Origin of the sequence: Haloarcula limicola (genome assembly GCF_010119205.1) — an archaeon.
GTDB classification, from domain to species: domain Archaea; phylum Halobacteriota; class Halobacteria; order Halobacteriales; family Haloarculaceae; genus Haloarcula; species Haloarcula limicola.
Window position 1 is genome coordinate 371,057 of the sequence record NZ_WRXM01000001.1, and the last position, 19,240, is coordinate 390,296.

Consider the following 19,240-nt stretch of genomic DNA (forward strand, 5'->3'; position numbering starts at 1 on the left):
TCGGACAACTTAAAACTCAGAGGTGCGTTTCGTCTGGAGATAGCGACAGTAACGCGGCGAAACGCCGGTTCTAGCCGTTCGGAATCGCAGCCGAAACCGGGGCTACTCGTCGAAGCCGAGCAGGGAGGTGACGTCGACGCCGTCGTCCAGTAACGCCTGCATTCGCTCGACGGTTTGCTCGTTTCGCGTCCGGCCCGAGCGGAGGACGTCCTCCATCCGGTCGATGGTAGTACGGGTGTCCGACTGGACCAGCAGGATGGGGACGTTCTCCTCCTCGGCGCGGCCGAGGACGGCGCTCGCCGGGCGGAACCCGCCGGTGAGCAGGAGCGCCTTGATCCCCGATGCTTCGAGCGCGGCGGTCTGGACCTCCGAGCGGTCGCCGCCGGTGACCATCACGGCGTCGCGAGTCCGACGGAACTGGTCCAAGGCGGTGTTGCCGCCCATCGCTCCGACGGTGAACCGTTCGACGTGGACGTCCGTCGAGGCCTCGTTGGTGAGGACGTCCGCGCCGAGGCTCCGCGAGAGGTCCTCGACCGTGATGCCCGCGAGTTCCTGCACGCGCGGGAGCGACCCGAACACCGGCACGCCGCGGCCTTCGAGGAAGGGGAGCACGTCGTCGGTCAGGTCGTCCATCGCCGCGTCGGCGACGCCGTTGAACAGCACGCCGGCCAGTCGGTCGCCGAGCGTTCGGGCGGCCGCGAGCACCTCGTCGGTGTCGCCCGCGTCGGTGTACCCGCAGACGAGGAGGACGCGCGCGTCGAGCGCCTCGGCGATGTCGGCGTCCGTCAGGTCGACGATGCCGCCCGTGTCGAGGCGGTCGCTGCCCTCGACGACCATCAGGTCGGTCCCCTCGGCGAGCGCCTCGAAGTTCTCGACGATCCGCTCGCGGAGCTCTGTGGGGTCCTCGCGGCCGCGGATGGCCTCCTGGACGAACGTCGGCGAGTAGACGATGGGCTCCATCTCGTGGATCTCCGCGTCCAGTTCGAGGAGTTCCCGGGCGAGCATCGGGTCCTCGTCGCGGGTCTTGCCCACGGCGCTCTGGAGGCGCGTCCCCTTCGGTTTCATGTAGCCGACCTCGCGGCCCGCCTCTCTGGCCGATTTCGCGAGCGCGAGGGCGATTGCGGTCTTGCCGATACCTTCCTCAGTCGACGTGACGAGTAGCGTGTTCGAGTCGGTCATAGTTCCTCTTGGTCGATGGTGAGTCGCAGGTCGACCGCCTGCACCCCGTCGGGGGTCGCGACGAGCGGGTTGATGTCCAGTTCGACGATCGCCGGGAAGTCGGTGACGAGCTGCGAGAGCCGCTGGACCGCCTCGACGAGGGCGTCCTCGTCGACCGGATCGCGGCCGCGCGCGCCCCGGAGCAGCGGCGCGGACTCGATGTCGTCCAGCATGCCTCGGGCGTCCGATTCGCTCACGGGCGCGACTCTGACGGTGTTGTCTTCGAGCACCTCCACGAAGATTCCGCCGAGGCCGAACAGCAGCAGCGGCCCGAACTGCGGGTCGCGGTTCATTCCGAGGATGGTCTCCGTTCCCGAGTCGAGGTCCACCATCTCCTGGACCTGGACGCCCAGTATCGCGGCGTCACGCTGGTAGTTCCGGGCGCGAACCACTAAGTCTTCGTAGGTGTCTCGGACCTCCTCGGGCGGGACGCCGACCTCGACGCCGCCGATGTCGGACTTGTGGAGGATGTCCGGGCTGACGATCTTCATCACCACGTCGTCGCCGATGTCCTCGGCCAGTTCCTCGGCCTCCGTGGGCGAGGAGACGACGCCGCCCGCGGGCGTCGGGATGCCGTAGGCGTCGAGCAGTTCCATCGCCTCGACGCCGAGGCGGTTGGTGTCCCGCCGGGCCGCGGACTCCAGTATCTCGCGGGCGCGCTCCCGGTCCACGTCGAACGCCGCCGGTTCCTCGTACTCCCGGGACTGTATCTCGTCGTACTCCCGGAGCGCGTCGAGGCTCTCGACGGCGCGGGCCGGGTCGAAGTAGTTGGGGATGCCGGCCTCGCTCAAAATATCTCTGCCCGCTCCCACGGACTTCCCGCCCATCAGCGTCGTGGCGATCGGCGTCTCGTGGGCCCGCTGTTGGGAGACGACGACCTCGGCGAGTTCCTCGAAGGAGAGCACCGCGGTCGGACAGGCGACGACGACGGCCATGGCGACGTTGTCGTCCTCCAGAACCGTCGAAAGCGCCGCCTCGAAGCGCTCGGCGGGGGCGTCGCCGATGATGTCGACGGGGTTGTAGATGTTGGCCTCCTCTGGCATCGTCTCGCGGAGCGCGTCGAGCGTCTCGTCCTCGAACGAGGACAGCGAGAGGTCGGAGTCGCCGACGGCGTCCGTCGTCATCACGCCGGGACCGCCGGCGTTCGTGACGATGGCGATCTCCTCGCCGTCGGGCAGCGGTTGGCCCGAGAGGATCTGCGCGAAGTCGAACAGCTCCTGTACGGACTCCACGCGGAGCGTCCCGGCCTGTTCGAGACCCGCCTCGTAGGCGCGTTCGGAACCGGCCATCGCGCCGGTGTGAGACGCGGCGGCGCTGGCCCCCGCGTCCGTGCGCCCGGACTTGACGAGGACGATGGGCGTCTCCTGCGTCACCTCGCGGGCGGTCTGAACGAACGCTTCCCCGTCGTTGATGTCCTCCAGATAGCCGAGGATGACCTCGGTCTCGGGGTCGTCACCCCACTCGGCGATGAAGTCGTCCTCGTCCAAGATGGCCTTGTTGCCGAGCGAGACGATGTCCTTGAAGCCCACGTCGCGCTCTGCGGCCCAGTCCAGTACGGCGGTCACGAACGCCCCGGACTGGCTCATGAAGGAGATGTCTCCCTCGGTCGCCATCTCGTTGCCGAACGTGGCGTTCAGCCCCCGCGGCGTCGACATGACGCCGAGGCTGTTCGGCCCGACGAGGTTGAGGTCGTACTCCTCGGCGGCCTCCCGCAGGTCGCGTTCGCGGGCGGCCCCCTCGCTGCCGGTCTCCCCGAACCCGGCGGTGATGACGACGACGTTGCCGATCCCGGCCGCGCCCGCGTCGCGGATGGCCTCGACGGCGACGTCGGGCGGGACCACGACGACGGCCACGTCGATTCCCTCGCCTTCGACGTCGGCGACCTCGTCGTAGCATCGAAGCCCCAACACGTCGTCCTTGTAGGGGTTGACCGCCACGACGTCGCCGTCGAACGATTCCAGCAGGTTCGACGTGATGGCGCGGCCGACCGACCCCTCCGAGTCGGTCGCCCCGATCACGGCGACCCGTTCCGGCGCGAACAGCGTCGAGAGTCGTCCCATTCCTCTATTCGTGAGTTGTGTGGCCGACTGCAAATATCTGCCGGGCCGTTCCCGTATATCGGGAATATAGGGGGTTAATCGGGTAGTTTCCGGGGGTTCGGTATCGGCAGTCGAACGCTCGGCCGCGGGCGTCGAGGACCTCGTCTACGAGTGGCGGGCGACGAGCGGTCCGCGAGCGAGTCGCTTTTGCGCCGGAGCGTTCTACGGCCGACAATGACGGAGAACGAGCCGAACTCGCCGTTCGAAGACGACGTGATACGGGCCGTGGCATCGGAGAACGACGTCGAAGAGAGTCAGCTCCGCGACGCGCTCGAAGCGCACCAGCGGGTGATGGCCGACAATCCGGGCGTCGAGGACCTCGTCTACGAGTGGCGACGGCAGTACGACGACCCGGTGCTCGCGCGGACGCCGGAGACGTTCTTCGTCGCGGTCCCGCCGACGGTCTGGGAGGAGTACGGCGACTTCCTGGGTCTCGACGACTACGTGTTGCGCGCGCTCAGCGCCGTCCATCAGGAACAGACGCTGCGAAGCGACGCCGTCGACCTCTCGGGGATGGCCGACGGTCACGCTGCCCTCGTCGTCTCCCGAACGACTGACGGGGAGCGGCGGTAGGGGCCGCGTTACCGGGATGCTACTCTGTCAGTAAATTGGGAGGGACTGACGAGAGACATCCGTACTCGGCGGCGACGAGCGCTCTGTCGCCGGTTTCGCTCTCAGCCTGTCCCGTAGAGAGCGGAAATTGCCTGTCGATATGGCCAACGATTCTTTTGGGTTTCCTAAAAAAACTTCACTCGACAGGAGGTTTTAAGTGTCGCCCGCGAGTATACTACGAATGCCTATGGCAACTCAGGAACACGTCCGAAGGCAGTTCGGTGACGTCGAGGACAACGAACTCCGTCTGGAGAAGGACAAAGCGGAACAGGTCATCGACGCGCTGAATCAGGACCTGGCGGACACCTACGTCCTGTACCACCAGCTCAAGAAGCACCACTGGAACGTCGAGGGCGCGGAGTTCCGCGACCTGCACCTCTTCCTCGGCGAGGCCGCGGAGCACGCGGAGGAAGCCGCCGACCTGATCGCGGAGCGAGCGCAGGCGCTCGGTGGCACGCCCGTCTCCGGCCCCGCCGCGCAGGAGGAACACGCGAAGGTCGAGTACGAGGGACAGGACGTCTACGACATCCGAACGTCGCTCCGCCACGACCTCAGAATGTACGGTGACATCGTCGAATCGCTGCGCGACCACATCGAGCTGGCGACGAACCTCGGTGACCACGCGTCCGCGCAGATGCTGCGCGAGATACTCGTCGAGGTCGAAGACGACGCCCACCACATCGAACACTACCTCGAAGACGACACGCTGGTCTTCCCGGAAGCGATGGATCGATAGAGTCGCTCGCTCTCGCTTCGAGACGTCCCGCCGATTCGCCGATTCGGACTGCCAGAGTAAGTTACCGCCAGCACTCGACCGTGAGGTCGGTCGCGATCCAGCCCTCTCGGTTCCCGTTTTCGGTGAAAACCGTCTTCTCAGGGCCGCTCCCGTGCGCCGTGACGGTCGGCCGCTGGTCGTCTTCGTCCGCGGAGACAGAGACCTCGTCCGTTTGCGTTGGCATTGATAGCGATTAGGCTACCCTAAAGCAAAAAGGGTTTTGGTTGGCCTAGTCGCCGCGGCGGACTTTTGTACGCCTCGCCACAACGTGGGGACATGAGCGCCAGTTCCGGTGACGACGTCACCGCCCTGTTGACGGACCTCGTCAGGACCCTCCGAAAGCTAGAGACGGAGGTCGAACCGACCACCGAGAGCGGCGTCCCGCGGCCGCCGACGCCCTCGGAACTGCTCCGGTTCACGAGCGACGTGACCATCCCGGCCGCGATCCTCGTCTTGCAGACCAACATCGAGGCGCTGAAGCTCCTCCGCCGGGCGCTTCGGATGGCGGACGGTCGGCCGGCCACGAGCGAGTCGGCGACGGACGAGGTCCGCCAGCGCGCGACCCGGCTGAGCAGGGTGACGCTCTCTCGCCTCGACGACGCCCTCACGGACCTGCAGGGCGCGATGGAGGGCCGTCCGCAGGACGAGGAGGCGCGGGAACTCCTCGACGAGGCCCGACGGCTCCGCGCGGACCTCGACGACCGACTGGCCGAACGGCCCGAGGGGAACCGGAACGGCGGTACGTCCGACGATCCGTCCGACGACACGGCCGACGAGGCGGACGAAGTGGACGTGCCCGTCGACGTCGACGCCGAACTGAAGTCCATCAAAGACGACATCGACGGCGTCGACGAAACGGGCGACGATGAGGAGGGAGACGACGGCGCTGACAGCGCCGACGACGGACAGTAGCCGCCGGCCCTAACAGATTAGACAATAAACATAATGTTTTATTATGTTGTAGGTCTACCTCTCGGTACCGATGCCGAAAACAGAGTGTCCAACGACGCGTCGGGCGGAACTGTTCGTCAGGAGCGACCTCCCGCGGCCCTCCCGGGAGCGCCGAGCGGCCGTCGAGGAGCGACTCGGCCAGCTACAGCGCCGGGGCGTCCTCGACGGGTTCGAGACGACGACCTGGCGGAAGCGCGTCCCGGTCGAGGGCGACGAACCGCGACCGGAGCGCGACCGGTACAACGAGTTCGCCGAGTGGGCCAGCGAGACGGGCGCGTGTCTCGCTCCCTCTTTCGATACCCGACTGTGTTACAGCACGGAGACGGGCGAGAAGCGGACGGAACTCGTCCTGCCAGTCCTGTGTCTCGCCGTCTACGAGGACGGGGAACTGGCACAGGTCGCGCCCGTCGGCGCGGGCGGACAGACGCGCTCTATCGACGCGTTTCTGGCCGAACTCGCCGACGGCGGAACTCGGACGGCGGTCGACGCCGCGACGGTCACGACCGCGAACTGACGATGCGTGGACCGTTCACCGATACGGCTATCTCCGTACTCAGCGTAGGACACTCATTCGGTGTACGATACCATGACCCGCACTCGTCGGTTAGCTGTGTACGTGCGCTCTCCCGTCTCTGACGCGACGGAGCAACGCCAGACGGCCGCGTTAGCGCGCGCTGACTCGCTCCGCCAGCAGGGGCTCGTCGACGACGTGAGCGTCACCTACTGGAACCGCCTTTCGACCGGAGCCGACGCGAACGAAGCCGCCGACATCGCCGCGATGGAGGCGTGGGCCGACGCGCACGGCTGTTCGCTCGCGCCGGCGTTCGACCGCCACGACCGCTCCAGCGCCTTCACCGGCCGCGACTCGGTCGTGACGCTGCCGGTGATCTGTCTCGTCGTCTACGAGGACGACGAAATCGCCGGCGTCTATCCCCACGCCGGTCCCGAGGGGCACTGCACCGTCGCGGACGGACTCGACAGAGTCGAGAGCGCGTTACGGTGCGGCGAGAACCTCGCCTACACCGGATCCCAGCGGTAACCGCCCCACTCCTGGCTCTCGGGGTTCTCGCTCTTGAGGCCGACCTCGGGGTCTCGCAGTTCCTCGACGTGGACGGGTTCGACCTCGTCGCCCGTCTCGACGTCTTCCGTCGTCACCTGTCCGAGCGCGCGAACGGCCTCGCCGTCCACGTCGAACTCGACGATGGCGAGCGTGTTCGGCTGCCGGACGCCAGGCGGTGTCGCGGTCGACTTCGTCCACGTGACGACCTCGGCGGTCTGTCCCGAGAGGTCGTGGGTCTCCTCCTGCGGTTCGCCACACTCCGGACAGCGCGGGTGCGTGGGATACGAGACGTGACCGTTCGGACATTCGCCCGCTTCCAGAGTCATTCTGCGGCCTCCATGATGGTGGTGATGACGCAGTTGCCGAAGCCGCCGACGTTACACGCCAGCGCGGTGTCGGCCTCGACCTGTCGCGGACCGGCCTCGCCGACCAACTGTTCGTATATCTCGACGCCCTGTGCGACGCCGCTCGCCCCCAGCGGGTGGCCCTTGGATTTCAGGCCGCCGGAGGTGTTGATGGGCAACTCGCCGTCCTTCTCCGTCGCGCCGTCCATCGCCATCTCCCACGCGGTGCCCTGGTCTGCGACGCCGATACCCTCCAACTGGAGGAATTCGAGAATGGTGAACATGTCGTGGAGTTCGGCCACGTCCAAGTCGTCGGGACCGAGACCGGCCATCTCGTAGGCCTGCTTGCTCGACTCGACGACGCCGCCCATGACCGTCGGGTCGTCGCGTTCGTGGACGACCTGTGTATCCGTCGCGCCAGCAACGCCCGAGACGACTGCGTACTCGTCGGTAATCTCTTTGGCTCGCTCCTCGGTCGTGAACATCATCGCGGCGCTTCCGTCCGTGATGGGACAGAAGTCGTACAGCCGAAGCGGGTCGGCGATGATGGGCGAGTCGAGCGCTTTCTCCATCGTTATCTCCTTCTGGAACTGCGCCTTCGGGTTGTCGACGCCGTTCTTGTGATTCTTGACGGCGACGCGGGCGAGCGACTCCCGGGGCGCGTCGAACCGTTCGAGGTAGTGCCGCGCGGTCAGCCCGGCGAACGAGGGCAGCGTCACGCCGTGTTTGTACTCCTCGGGGTGGGTGATCGAGGCGATGATGTCCGTCGCCTCGCCGGTGGTCTTGTGCGTCATCTTCTCTCCACCCACCAAGAGCGTCATGTCGCTGGCTCCGGAGGCGACCGATTGCCACGCCTCGTAGATACCCGCCCCGCCCGACGAGGAGGTCTGGTCGACCCGTTCCGCGTACGCCGGCAGGACGCCGAGGTCGTGAGCCAGCATGTTCATCACGCCCGTCTGGCCCTCGAACTCGCCGCTGGCCATGTTCGAGACGTACAGGTGCTCTACCTCCTTCGGTGTCACGTCGGCGTCGTCGAGACACTCCTCGCCCGCCTGCGAGAGGAGTTCCCGAATCCAGGCGTCACGCTGCCCGAACTTCGTCATCGACGCGCCGATCACTGCGACTCCCATGCATATGCACACTCAGGGGGGTCGTGTATTCGTTACGGTCGTCACAGTTTCCGCTGAGAGTCCACACCGCGTCGACCCGTCGTCGGTGCTCGCCGGGAGTCCACACAAAGTATATCCGTGACTGCTTCGCACACCGACCCATGCAGGAAGCGTGGCTTCAGCTACAGTGTCCCGCCTGCGAGGAGGACTGGGAAGAGAAAGTCGCGGACCTCTCGGGCCCCGAGTCGTCGTTCGAGTGCGACTCCTGCGGGGAGACGCGCCCCCTCTCGGAGTTCATGCAGACGAGTCGAGACCTGGAAGTGCTGCGGGAGTTCCACGCCTAATTCAGTAGCGCGCTCGCGCCGCGGCCTTCCACTCGTCGCCCCGCTCGACCCCGTCGGGGCGACGCCGTTTTCCGAACCGCGCCAGTCGGCCGGCCAGTTTCCACTCGTCCACGTAGTCAGCGCTCTCCTCGGCGGCCGCCGCGGCCGCGGCGGCGGCCCGTTGGCGGTCCGAGAGATGCGCGCCGATGGCGGCGCTGATGGCCGCGGCCTCGGCCGTCGTCGCGTCGTCGGGAAGCGAGACGGCGAGGTCCCCGTCCGCCGGTAGCGTGACGGTCGGGATCGGCTCAGACTCCGCTCCCGTTCCCTCGTCCCCGCTCTCGCTCGCGTCCTCGACGGAAGATTCGAGGGACGACATCACAGCGGGATGTTGCCGTGATCCTTCGGCGGCGTGTCCTCGCGCTTGCGCTGGAGCAGGTCCAGGTCGTCGATGAGGCGCTTGCGCGTGTCCTTCGGTTCGATGACGTCGTCTAAGTAGCCCCGTTTCGCGGGACCGTAGGGGTGGGCGAACTCCTCGCGGAAGTCGTCCATCAGCTCCTGGCGCTTGGCGTCGGGGTCGTCGGCGTTGGCGATCTCCTTCCGGTAGAGGATGTTGACCGCGCCGCGCGGCCCCAGCACCGCCATCTCCGAGCCCGGCCACGCGTAGTTCACGTCGCTGCCGAGGAACTTCGAGGACATGACGATGTACGCGCCGCCGTAGGCTTTGCGGACGACGACGGAGAGCAGCGGTACCGTCGCCTCGGCGTAGGCGTAGATGAGCTTCGCGCCGCGGCGGATGATGCCGTTGTGCTCCTGGTCGGTGCCGGGCATGAAACCGGGCACGTCGACGAACGTGAGGATGGGGATGTTGAAGGAGTCACAGAACCGGACGAACCGCGCGGCCTTCTCGGCGGCGTCGATGTCCAGGGTCCCGGCGCTGACCCGCGGCTGGTTGGCGACGACGCCGACCGACTGGCCGTCCATCCGGCCGAAGCCGGTGATGACGTTTCGCGCCCAGTTGCCGTAGACCTCGAAGAAGGACTCCTCGTCCACGATGCGTCCGACGACCTCCTCCATGTCGTAGGGCTTTCGCGGCGCGGAGGGGACGATGTCCGTGAGCTCGGGCACCTCGCGATCGGGCTCGTCCCACGGCGAAACCCGCGGCGGGTCCTCCATGTTGTTCTGCGGGAGATACGAGAGCAGGCGGCGGATGTTCTCTAAGACCTCCTCTTCGGAGGGATACGAGAAGTGCGCGACGCCGGACTTCGTGGAGTGCGAACTCGCGCCGCCGAGTTCCTCCTTCGAGACCTGTTCACCGGTGACCGTCTCGATGACGTCCGGTCCCGTGATGAACATGTGGCTGGTGTCCTGCACCATGAACGTGAAGTCCGTCAGCGCCGGGGAGTAGGTGGCACCGCCGGCACAGGGTCCCATGATGGCCGAGATCTGCGGGATGAGGCCGCTGGCCTTCGTGTTGCGCTCGAAGATCTTGGCGAAGCCGACCAGCGAGTCGACGCCCTCCTGGATGCGCGCGCCGCCGGAGTCGTTCAGCCCGATGACGGGGACGCCGTTCTCGATGGCCTTGTCCATCACCTTACAGATCTTGTCGGCGACGACTTCGCCGACGGAACCGCCCAGCACGGTGAAGTCGTGCGCGAAGAGGAACACCTTGCGGCCGTCGACTTCGCCGTAGCCCGTGACCACGGCGTCGCCGGCGTAGCGCTTCTCCTCCATCCCGAAGTTCGTCGAGCGGTGTTCGACGAAGGGGTCGACCTCGTAGAACGTCCCGTCGTCCACGAGGAAGTCGATGCGCTCGCGCGCGGTCATCTTCCCCTTCTCGTGTTGGGCTTCGATGCGTGCCTCGCCGCCGCCGAGTTCCGCCTCTCGGCGCTTCTCTCGGAGCTCCTCGACGGGGTCGGGCGTTTCCGTCTCGTCGTCTGGTTCTTCCTGTTGACTCATGTTACCACTCCATGCCGCCGTTGACGCCAAGCACCTGGCCGGTCATGTAACTGGACTCCTCGCTGGCGACGAATCGGACGATGCCCGCGATGTCGTCGACGGTGGCGAAGCGGTCCAGCGGGATCTCGCGCAGAATCTTCTCCTGGACGCGTTCGGGCACCTCCTCCAGCATGTCGGTCTCGACGAACCCCGGCGCGACGCAGTTCGCCGTCGATCCGGTGTGAGCGAGTTCCAACGCGAGCGTGCGCGTGAATCCGAACAGGCCGGACTTCGTCGTGGCGTAGTTGGCCTGCCCGATGTTGCCCTGCTGGCCGACGACGCTGGAGATGTTGATGAGGCGGCCGTGTTCGGCTCCCTTGATGTCGTCGTAGAAGGCGTCGGTGCAGTTAAACACGCCCCCGAGGTTGACGTTCATGACCGTGTCCCAGTCCTCGCGGGTCATGTTCTCGAACTTCTTGTCGATCGTGATGCCGGCGTTGTTGACGAGAACGTCCGCCGGACCGAACTCGTCGGCCACTCGCTCGCGCATGGCCTGCACTTCCGCGGCCTTGGCGACGTCGGCCTGTGCGGCGATGGCGTCGCCGCCGTCCTCGCGGATGGATTCGACGACTGCCCGCGCTTCGGCCTCCGAGGAGCGATAGTTGACGACGACGTTCGCGCCGTGTTCCCCGAGGTCTTTCGCGATGCCGCGCCCGATACCTCGTGACGATCCGGTGATCACACACGTCTGGTTGTCGAGGTTCATAGTTCCGTGGCACGACCCCGCTCGTTTCGTACACTCATCTCTCGACTAGGGAGGCAAAGCACAGCCAGATAATAGTTCGCCTTATACAACGTTAATCGCCGTCGCGTGAATATTATGGCCTTGGGTAGCCTTCACAATATGGCGTCGCAGATACACGTCCACGTGGGCAAGAGATAGAGGGCCTGGCAATTTTTGTTTGGCCGGCCTAAAACGACAGCCTCTTTAGGGCAGCCTAAACAGTTCCGGACAGAATGAAACAGGACATCTGTGTCGTGGTACCGACGATTCGGAACCACGAGTGCATGCGCGCGTACTTCGAGAACGCTCGCCGTCACGGTTTCGACCTCGATAGGTTGCACGTCGTGCTCGTCACCGAGGACTTCTGTGACACCGACGCGATGCGGGAGATGCTGGACGAGGAGGGCGTCGAGGGGAGCGTCTTCGACGGCGAGGCCCGCGAGACGTGGTTCGCCGAGCGCGGTCTCGAGGAATACTCGCACCTGATCCCGGCGGCCAGTCACGCACAGACCTCCTTCGGACTGCTCTATCTCTGGGCCGAGGAGCGATTCGACTACGGCGTCTTCATCGACGACGATACGCTCCCGCACGAGGACGTGGACTTCTTCGGGACGCACATGGAGAACCTCGCCTTCGAAGGGACTATCGAGGCCGTCGGGTCAGACGAGGACTGGGTGAACGTCCTCTACCAGAACGAGGACGACCACGGGCTCTATCCCCGCGGATACCCCTACGCCGCGATGGACGAGAGCGTGGAGACAGCGGACACACGCGTCGACGACGTCGTCGCCTCGCAGGGACTCTGGACGAACGTCCCGGACTTAGATGCCGTTCGCATCCTGATGGACGGTGACCTACAGGGACAGGCACAGACTCGCACCAGCGCCGAGGACTTCGGTGAGGACTTCGTCGCCGCCGAGGGGAACTACCTCACCGTCTGCTCGATGAACCTCGCCTTCCGCCGGGAGGTCGTCCCGGCGTTCTACCAGCTGCCGATGGACGACAACGAGTGGGACGTCGGTCGGTTCGACGACATCTGGTCCGGGCTGTTCCTCAAGCGAGCCTGTGACGTCCTCGATAAGACCATCTACAACGGCGACCCGCTCTGTGAGCACAACAAGGCCCCGCGCTCGACGTTCTCGGACCTGACCAACGAGGTCCACGGCCTCGAACTCAACGAACACGTCTGGGAGATACTCGACTCGGTCGGCGAGGGCGCGGAGTCCTACGCCGAGGTGTTCGAGGCGATGGGTCGAGCGCTCGCCGACGGCGACTTCGCCGACTGGGAGAACGGGGCGTTCCTCAATCACTGCGGGGAGTACATGCTCGACTGGCTGGACTGTCTCGACGCGATCGCGGCGGCCGAGACCGGACCGGTCCCGGCCGCGGCCGACGACTGAAACGCAAGCCATTTAGGCAAACCTAAAACATACCAATACAATGACCGACGCCACGGACCACTCCGGACGGAGCGGATCTACGTCTTCCCGCCGGCGATTCCTCGCCCTCGGCGGTGCAACGGCCGCGGCAGGCCTCTCGGGCTGTTCAGCCATCTCCGACCTCTTCGGCGGCGACGGCGACGACGGGCGTACCACCGGCTCACAGCAGGGCGCGGAGATCGACGTGCCCTCGCTGACCGAGTTCCGGGGGTCGGGGACGCTCGTCGAGGGCCGACCCGCGCCGGGCGGCACCTCCATCGAAGACCTCCCCGACCTCTCGGGGTCGCTGAACCTCTACATCGGCGGCGGCGAGGGGGGCATCTACTTCCAGTTCGTCGAGATGCTCCAGGAGATCTACCCCGACTTCGACGTGTTCGCGAGCAGCGCGTCCTCCTCCTCGCTGGCACAGACTGTCGTCGAGGAGGTCAACGCGGGGTCGCCACAGGCGGACGTCTTCTGGTCCATCGACGCCAGTTCGCTCGGCTACGTCGCACAGAACGACGCCTACGAATCGCTGCCCGACGACGTGGTCGAGCCGGTCCCGTCGGACTTCCAGGGCGACGACAACGCGTGGGTCGGGGTCGCCGGCCGCGCCCGCAGCGTCCCGTACAACACGAACGAGCTGAGCGAGGGCGACATCCCGAACAAGGTCGCCGAGTTCCCGAACACGAGCGCGCTGCAGGGGACGATGGGCTGGGCACCGACCTACGGCGCGTTCAAGTCCTTCGTCACCGCGATGCGACTGCTGCGCGGTCCCGACGCGACTCGACAGTGGCTCGTCTCGATGCGCGAGGCCGGCACCGAGCGGTTCCCCAACGAGTTCGTCGTCTCCAACCAGGTCGCCGACGGCGCGCTGAACGCCGGCTTCGCCAACCACTACTACGCCCTGCGCGTGAAGAACCAGCGCCCCGACGCCCCCATCGACCTCGCGTTCACCGAGAACGACGCCGCCTCGCTGGTCAACGTCGCCGGCGCGCTCCGCATCCAAGGGACCGAGAAGGACCAGCTCGTCAACGACTTCGTCAGGCACCTGCTGTCGGCCGAGGCCCAGGAGTTCTTCACCACCGTTAGCTTCGCCTACCCGATGATCACCGGGGTCGAACCCGTCGGCGGGCTCCCGACCATCGACCAGTTGAACCCGCCGGATATCCAGCTCTCGAAACTGGCGGAGCTCGAACCGACGCTGCAACTGATGCGCGAAGCGAACGTTCTCGGATGAGCGTCCGCGAGCGCGTCACGGCCGCCCGCGAGCGGGCCACCGACGGCGACGAGACGGCGCTCGGTCAGGGGCTGACTCTGCTGGCCGGAGCCATCGCCGCCGCGGTCGTCCTCCCGCTCGGCTGGCTGGTCGTCGACGCGTTCGGCCTCGGCTCGCGGGCCCTCGAACTGCTGGTCGCCGGCCAGACGATACGGGTACTGCTCCGGAGCGTCGCGCTCGTGGGCGTCGTCACGGCCGCGAGCGTCCTGATCGGGGTGCCGCTGGCCGTCCTCACCGTTCAGGGAGACCTCCCGTTCAGCCGCTTCTGGACCGTCGTCGTCGCGCTCCCGCTCGCGGTGCCGAGCTATCTGGGCGCTTTCGCCGCCGTCTCGGCGTTCGGACCCCGCGGGCAACTGGCGAATATCCTCGCTCCGCTCGGGATCGAACAGGTCCCGACCGTCTACGGGTTCGTCGGTGCCTCGGTCGTCCTCACGCTGTACACGTACCCCTACGTCTTCCTCACGACCCGGGCCTCGCTGCTGTCGCTCGACGCCTCGCTCGTCGAGGCCGCTCGGACGCTCAACGCCGGCCGGTGGGAGGCGTTCCGCCGGGTGACACTCCCGCAGATACTCCCGGGGATCGCGGCCGGAGCCCTGCTCGTGGCGCTGTACACCCTCTCCGACTTCGGGACGCCGAACATCATGCGCGTCGAGGTGTTCACGCAGTTCATCTACGCCCGCTACAACGGCTTCATGCGGGACTACGCGGCGCTCCTGTCCCTGCAACTGTTCGCCGTGACGGCGGTGATCCTGGCGATCGAGTCCCGCGTCGGCGCGGACGACTCCGGGGCCTACGCCTCCGGCGGGGACCGCGGGGCGTTCGACCTCGACCTCGGTCTCTGGCGGTATCCCGCCGCGATACTGCCCGCGGCCGTCGGCCTCGTCGCCATCCTGCTCCCGGTCGGTATCTTCGGCGTCTGGTTCCTCCGGAGCGGGCCGGGGTACGCCACCGGCTCGATGGCCTTCTCGTGGAGCTACGGCTGGAACTCCGTCTACGTGGCCCTGCTGGCGGCCGGCGGATCCGTGCTGGTCGCGCTCCCCATTGCCCTGCGGTCGGCGGCCTCTTCCTCCCGGCTGGCCTCGCTGGCGGACCGCGCTCCGTACGTCGGGTACGCGACGCCGGGCATCGTCCTGGCGATCGCGCTCGTGAGCTTCAGCCTCGACGTGCTGCCGGCGCTGTACCGGACGATCCCGTTGCTCGTGTTCGCGTACGTCGTCCGGTTCATGCCCCAGGCCATCGGCTCCATCCGCACGTCGGCGCTGCAGGTCGATAGTCGGTTCGTCGAGGCCGCCCGGGTACTCGGCCGGTCGCCGTTGGGCGCTTTCCGCTCGGTGACCCTCCCGCTGGTGCTGCCGGGCATCGCGACTGGGGCCGCGCTGGTCTTCCTCACGACGATGAAGGAACTGCCGGCGACGCTCATCTTGCGGCCGCTCAGGTTCGACACGCTCGTGACCTACATCTGGCGGGTCCAGGAGGCCGGGCTGTACGGCGCGGCGGCGGTTCCGGCGCTGGTCCTCGTGGTCGTCTCCGGGCTCTCGATGGCGGTCATCCTCGCCCAGGGGAGCGGTCCCGGAGCGGACACCTGAACATGTTCCAACGGATCCGTCGGTCGGAGTGGGCCGCGGCCGTCGGCCTGGCCGCCCTCGGCGCGCTCGTGGTCGCCGTCGTCTCGACTCAGTTGTTCCCGTATCACTCGCTGAACCACGACGAGGGCGTCTACCTCCAGCAGGCCGCGATGCTGCTGGAGGGGCGGCTGTTCCTCCAGTCGCCCGTCGAGGGGGCGTTTCGCCCGTGGTTCTTCGTCGAGAGCGACCGGGGGATGTACTCGAAGTACTCGCCGGTGGCTCCCGCGCTGTTCGCCCTCGGGAAGCTACTGGGGGGCTATCGCGTGGCGCTGGTCGGCATCGCGGCCGGGAACCTCCTGCTCGTCGTCGGCGTCGTCCGGGAGGTCTTCGACTACCGGACCGGGCTCCTCGCCGGGGCGTTCGTCCTCGCCTCGCCGCTGTTCCTCGTCGACTCGTCGGTGTTCCTGCCCTACGCGCCGACGACCCTGCTGAACCTCGCGTTCGCCTACGCGTACCTCCGGGCCGACCGGGCCGCCGACGGCCGGCGGTGGGCGGCCCTCGCCGGGGTCGCCGTGGGGCTGGCCTTCTTCTCGCGGCCCTACACGTCGGTTCTGTTCGCGGCACCGTTCATCGCCCACGCGCTCTGGACGCTCGCGACCCGGTGGCGGACGACCCTCCCTCGGCAGGCGATTACCGCCGGGCTCGGGACCGCCGGCGTCGCCCTCACGCTGGGGTACAACGCCGTCGTGACCGGCTCCCCGTGGGTGTTCCCCTATCAGGCGTTCGCCCCCGAAGACGGACTGGGCTTCGGCCACCGGGAGCTACTCGGCCACGAGATCGTCTACACGCCGGAACTGGCCCTGCGAGCGAACCGATTGGTACTCGAGCTGTTCTTCACCGAGTGGGTCGCCGGCGGGCTGCTGGGGACGGCGCTGGCCGTCGTCGGTCTCGCGTACGCGGCCCGCGCCGACGTCGAACCGCGGCGAGTCGTGTTGGCCGGCCTGTTCGTCAGCGTCGCGGTCGGGAACGTCTACTTCTGGGGGAACTTCAACGTCCTCGGCGATCTGGACGTCGCCGGTGACGGCCTCGTCTCCGCGCTCGGCCCCTACTACCACTTCGACCTCCTGTTGCCGACGGCGGCCTTCGCCGCTCGCGGGGCGGTCGGCGGCTACGAGTCGGTCGGCCGGGCGCTCGACGGCCGATTCGGGGACCGCTCCCGACGAATCGCACTGGCGGCGGTCGTCCTCGTGAGCGCCGCCGCCCTCGGGGGCGTCACCGCCGGGAACCTCGCGGAACCGGTCGAGGACAACGCGGAGGTGACTCGCACCTACGAGGACGCATACGAGCCGTTCGAGGGCGGACCGCCGGCGAACTCGCTGGTGTTGCTGCCCGACCCCTACGGGAACTGGCTCAACCACCCGTTCCAGTACCTCCGGAACGACCCCGGCTACGACGGCCGGGCCGTCTACGCCGTCGACGACCGCCCCTTCGCCGTGACCGAGGCGTTCCCCGACCGGCGGGTCTACCGATACGTCTACCGGGGAGCGTGGGCTCCGCCCGGGGGGTCGCCCGACGCGGCGCGGCTCCAGCGCGTCCGCGATGTCTCGGGTCGGCAGGTCCGCCTCGATGCGACCGTCGGCGTTCCGAAGGGCGCTATCGGCGTCACCGTCCGCGTGGCGACCGACGACGGGAGCGCCTACTACGTCGTCCCGGACGCGGGCGAGACGGCCGATCTCTCGCTGACCGTCGAGGACGGAAACGTGACGGTTGCGGGTGGCCCGCGCCGGGTCCGGAACGGGACCCTCTCGGTATCGGGACGGGACACCGTCCGGACCACGATATTCGTCGACTACGCCGGCGGCGGCGGGTTCGCGTACCGACTGGACCTCCCGGTCGACGCCGACGGCGACGGCATGCGGGCGCTCACCCCGCGCGTCGAGTGGTGTCGGAACGCCCGGGCCTGCGGCGGGGCCGCGGCGTACGTGCCCGAGGCCGTCCCCAACGGGGTCTCCGTCGAGACGAACCTGACGGCGAGCGAGCGGAAGCGATAAGTTTAGGCTCTCCTAATCGGCCGCGTATGCAACTGACTCGTCGGGACGCGCTCGCGGCGCTGTCGGCGGCCGGCGTCGCCGTCGGCGGTGGCGGGGCTGTGCTGCTCGGGGCCGACGACGGCGACGGGGACCGGGACGACGGCGACGGTCCGCTCGACGACGGGAAACTGAAGACGCTGGCGGCCGCCGGGGAGGTCCTCTACCCGGAGGCCGTCGAGGGCGTCGAGGAGTTCGTCACCCGATACGCGGAGGGGCGCGCTCGGAACCAGCCCGACCACGCCGCCGGGATGGCCGAGGCGGTCGCCTACGTCGACGACTACTGTCGGTCGTGGTTCGATCGGCGGTTCGCCGCGCTCGACGGGTCGACCAGGGAGTCGGCGCTCCGCCGGATGAACGCCGACGCGGTCGAGCCGGACCCCGAGGGCTCCGACGTACAGCGCGTGCGGTACTACGTCGTCAACGAACTGCTCTACGCGCTGTACAGCTCGCCGACCGGCGGGGAACTCGTCGGGATCGAGAACCCACAGGGCCACCCCGGCGGGACGACGAGCTATCAGCGGGGGCCGGGGCAGTGACGGCACAGCACCAGCCCGACCTCGGAGCCTCGGAGTTCGACACGGTCGAGGCGGCGGTCGACGACCCGGAGCGGACCGTCCTCGAGATAGACGGCATCACCAAGGACTACGGGCAGGAAGTGGCCGTCGACGACCTCTCGCTCTCGGTCAGGGACGGGGAGCTCCTGACGCTGCTCGGTCCCTCGGGCTGCGGGAAGACGACGACGCTGCGACTGCTCGCGGGTCTCGAACGCCCGACCGCGGGACACATCGACATCGCGGGCGAGCGGGTCACCGGCGACGGCGAGGACGGGTTCCGCCAGCCCGACCAGCGGGACGTGGGCATCGTCTTCCAGGACTTCGCGCTCTTTCCCCACCTCTCGGTCGCCGAGAACGTCGCGTTCGGGCTGACGGATCTCGACGAGACGGCGACCCAGCGCCGGGTCGACGACCTGCTCGAACTGGTGGACCTGACCGACCACCACGACAAGATGCCCGGCAACCTCTCGGGGGGGCAACAGCAGCGCGTCGCCCTCGCCCGCTCGCTCGCGCCCGAACCGGACGTGCTCCTCCTCGACGAGCCGTTCTCGAACCTCGACGTCCGCCTCCGCGTCGAGATGCGCGAGGAGGTCCGCAGGATCCTGAAGCGGGCCGGCGTCACGGCCGTCTCCGTGACCCACGACCAGGAGGAGGCGCTCTCCATCAGCGACCGCGTCGCCATCATGAACGACGGGACAGTCGCGCAGGTCGGTGACCCGGCCGAGGTGTTCGAGAACCCCGAGAGCCGCTTCGTCGCGAGTTTCCTCGGGCAGGCGAGCTTCCTCTCGGGCCGCGTCGCGGGGACGGCCGTCGAGACGGGACTGGGGTCGCTGGACGTCGACCGACTGAACGGCTCCGTCGACGCGTACGACGGCGCGACGGTCGACGTGCTCGTCCGCCCGGACGACCTCCGCGCGGTGCCGACCAGCGAGCCGAAAGCCGACGGCTACGTCGTCCACCGGCAGTACAACGGCCCCTCGTTCGTCTACCGGGTCGAACTCCACAGCGGCGACGTGGTCCACTGCATGCACAATCACGTCGAGACGTTCGCGGCCGGCGAACCGGTCGCGGTGCAGCTCGCGGCCGACCACGACTTGGCCTGGTACCCCGCGGAGTAGTCCCGT

20 protein-coding genes are annotated in these 19,240 nt (G+C 67.6%); 12 read left to right on the forward strand and 8 right to left on the reverse strand.

The window, feature by feature from the left end; genetic code table 11:
• Positions 1 to 102: 102 nt before the first annotated feature.
• Together GO488_RS02010 and acs are read right to left on the reverse strand one after the other, a co-directional pair.
• Complete coding sequence (locus tag GO488_RS02010) at positions 103 to 1,179, reverse strand: phosphotransacetylase family protein (protein WP_162316134.1); 1,077 nt, start codon at positions 1,177 to 1,179, stop codon at positions 103 to 105.
• Positions 1,176 to 3,278 (reverse strand): acetate--CoA ligase alpha subunit, encoded by a 2,103-nt coding sequence (gene acs / locus GO488_RS02015; RefSeq protein WP_162316135.1) that lies wholly within the window; start codon positions 3,276 to 3,278, stop codon positions 1,176 to 1,178. Before acs ends, GO488_RS02010 begins: the two co-directional genes overlap by 4 nt.
• A 213-nt stretch (positions 3,279 to 3,491) precedes the next feature.
• Here acs and GO488_RS02020 point away from each other — a divergent pair, with 213 nt between their 5' ends.
• Both GO488_RS02020 and dpsA read left to right on the forward strand, forming a co-directional pair.
• Positions 3,492 to 3,890 carry a DUF8048 family protein gene (locus GO488_RS02020; RefSeq protein ID WP_162316136.1) on the forward strand — a complete coding sequence of 133 codons (399 nt, stop codon included), beginning with the start codon at positions 3,492 to 3,494 and terminating at the stop codon, positions 3,888 to 3,890.
• A 226-nt stretch (positions 3,891 to 4,116) separates the two neighbouring features.
• Positions 4,117 to 4,665 (forward strand): DNA starvation/stationary phase protection protein DpsA, encoded by a 549-nt coding sequence (dpsA, locus tag GO488_RS02025; RefSeq protein WP_162316137.1) that lies wholly within the window; start codon positions 4,117 to 4,119, stop codon positions 4,663 to 4,665.
• Between the two features lie 61 nt (positions 4,666 to 4,726).
• On the opposite strand, the gene GO488_RS19545 is transcribed toward dpsA, so the two are convergent.
• On the reverse strand, positions 4,727 to 4,888 hold the full coding sequence (locus GO488_RS19545; RefSeq protein ID WP_164509602.1) for a hypothetical protein: 162 nt from the start codon (positions 4,886 to 4,888) through the stop codon (positions 4,727 to 4,729).
• Between the two features lie 92 nt (positions 4,889 to 4,980).
• Here GO488_RS19545 and GO488_RS02030 point away from each other — a divergent pair, with 92 nt between their 5' ends.
• From GO488_RS02030 to GO488_RS02040, 3 genes are all read left to right on the forward strand, one after another.
• Complete coding sequence (locus tag GO488_RS02030; RefSeq protein ID WP_162316138.1) at positions 4,981 to 5,616, forward strand: DUF7547 family protein; 636 nt, start codon at positions 4,981 to 4,983, stop codon at positions 5,614 to 5,616.
• A 70-nt stretch (positions 5,617 to 5,686) separates the two neighbouring features.
• Entirely contained in the window at positions 5,687 to 6,169 is a 483-nt protein-coding gene (locus GO488_RS02035; protein ID WP_162316139.1) for an HTH domain-containing protein, read from the forward strand.
• Between the two features lie 72 nt (positions 6,170 to 6,241).
• Complete coding sequence (locus GO488_RS02040) at positions 6,242 to 6,694, forward strand: HTH domain-containing protein (RefSeq protein ID WP_338401333.1); 453 nt, start codon at positions 6,242 to 6,244, stop codon at positions 6,692 to 6,694.
• Here GO488_RS02040 and GO488_RS02045 read toward each other — a convergent pair.
• Positions 6,673 to 7,041: a Zn-ribbon domain-containing OB-fold protein gene (locus tag GO488_RS02045; protein ID WP_162316141.1), complete on the reverse strand. Its 369-nt coding sequence runs from the start codon at positions 7,039 to 7,041 to the stop codon at positions 6,673 to 6,675. The two genes, GO488_RS02040 and GO488_RS02045, sit on opposite strands and share 22 nt — an antisense overlap.
• Complete coding sequence (locus tag GO488_RS02050) at positions 7,038 to 8,189, reverse strand: thiolase family protein (RefSeq protein ID WP_162316142.1); 1,152 nt, start codon at positions 8,187 to 8,189, stop codon at positions 7,038 to 7,040. Before GO488_RS02050 ends, GO488_RS02045 begins: the two co-directional genes overlap by 4 nt.
• 140 nt (positions 8,190 to 8,329) lie before the next feature.
• Between GO488_RS02050 and GO488_RS02055 the strand changes: the two genes are divergently transcribed.
• Positions 8,330 to 8,512, forward strand: coding sequence for a DUF7836 family putative zinc-binding protein (locus GO488_RS02055; RefSeq protein ID WP_162316143.1), 183 nt, complete (start codon positions 8,330 to 8,332; stop codon positions 8,510 to 8,512).
• A gap of 1 nt (position 8,513) precedes the next feature.
• On the opposite strand, the gene GO488_RS02060 is transcribed toward GO488_RS02055, so the two are convergent.
• From GO488_RS02060 to GO488_RS02070, 3 genes are read right to left on the reverse strand one after another with little or no spacing between them, the layout of a single operon-like run.
• Positions 8,514 to 8,867 (reverse strand): DUF8022 family protein, encoded by a 354-nt coding sequence (locus tag GO488_RS02060; protein ID WP_164509603.1) that lies wholly within the window; start codon positions 8,865 to 8,867, stop codon positions 8,514 to 8,516.
• Complete coding sequence (locus GO488_RS02065) at positions 8,867 to 10,447, reverse strand: acyl-CoA carboxylase subunit beta (RefSeq protein WP_162316144.1); 1,581 nt, start codon at positions 10,445 to 10,447, stop codon at positions 8,867 to 8,869. The genes GO488_RS02060 and GO488_RS02065 overlap by 1 nt, the downstream gene beginning before the upstream one ends.
• A gap of 1 nt (position 10,448) precedes the next feature.
• Positions 10,449 to 11,192, reverse strand: coding sequence for a beta-ketoacyl-ACP reductase (locus GO488_RS02070; RefSeq protein ID WP_162316145.1), 744 nt, complete (start codon positions 11,190 to 11,192; stop codon positions 10,449 to 10,451).
• Between the two features lie 251 nt (positions 11,193 to 11,443).
• On the opposite strand from GO488_RS02070, the gene GO488_RS02075 reads away from it, so the two are divergent.
• From GO488_RS02075 to GO488_RS02100, 6 genes are read left to right on the forward strand one after another with little or no spacing between them, the layout of a single operon-like run.
• On the forward strand, positions 11,444 to 12,610 hold the full coding sequence (locus GO488_RS02075; RefSeq protein ID WP_162316146.1) for an alpha-1 4-glucan-protein synthase: 1,167 nt from the start codon (positions 11,444 to 11,446) through the stop codon (positions 12,608 to 12,610).
• Between the two features lie 40 nt (positions 12,611 to 12,650).
• The gene (locus GO488_RS02080; protein WP_162316147.1) at positions 12,651 to 13,868 is read left to right on the forward strand and encodes an extracellular solute-binding protein; all 1,218 of its coding nucleotides are present in this window, start codon (positions 12,651 to 12,653) and stop codon (positions 13,866 to 13,868) included.
• Entirely contained in the window at positions 13,865 to 15,493 is a 1,629-nt protein-coding gene (locus GO488_RS02085) for an ABC transporter permease (RefSeq protein WP_162316148.1), read from the forward strand. Before GO488_RS02080 ends, GO488_RS02085 begins: the two co-directional genes overlap by 4 nt.
• A 2-nt stretch (positions 15,494 to 15,495) precedes the next feature.
• Positions 15,496 to 17,523, forward strand: coding sequence for an ArnT family glycosyltransferase (locus tag GO488_RS02090; RefSeq protein WP_174242479.1), 2,028 nt, complete (start codon positions 15,496 to 15,498; stop codon positions 17,521 to 17,523).
• Between the two features lie 26 nt (positions 17,524 to 17,549).
• Entirely contained in the window at positions 17,550 to 18,098 is a 549-nt protein-coding gene (locus tag GO488_RS02095; RefSeq protein WP_162316149.1) for a gluconate 2-dehydrogenase subunit 3 family protein, read from the forward strand.
• Positions 18,095 to 19,234: an ABC transporter ATP-binding protein gene (locus tag GO488_RS02100; RefSeq protein ID WP_162316150.1), complete on the forward strand. Its 1,140-nt coding sequence runs from the start codon at positions 18,095 to 18,097 to the stop codon at positions 19,232 to 19,234. Before GO488_RS02095 ends, GO488_RS02100 begins: the two co-directional genes overlap by 4 nt.
• Positions 19,235 to 19,240: the final 6 nt, after the last annotated feature.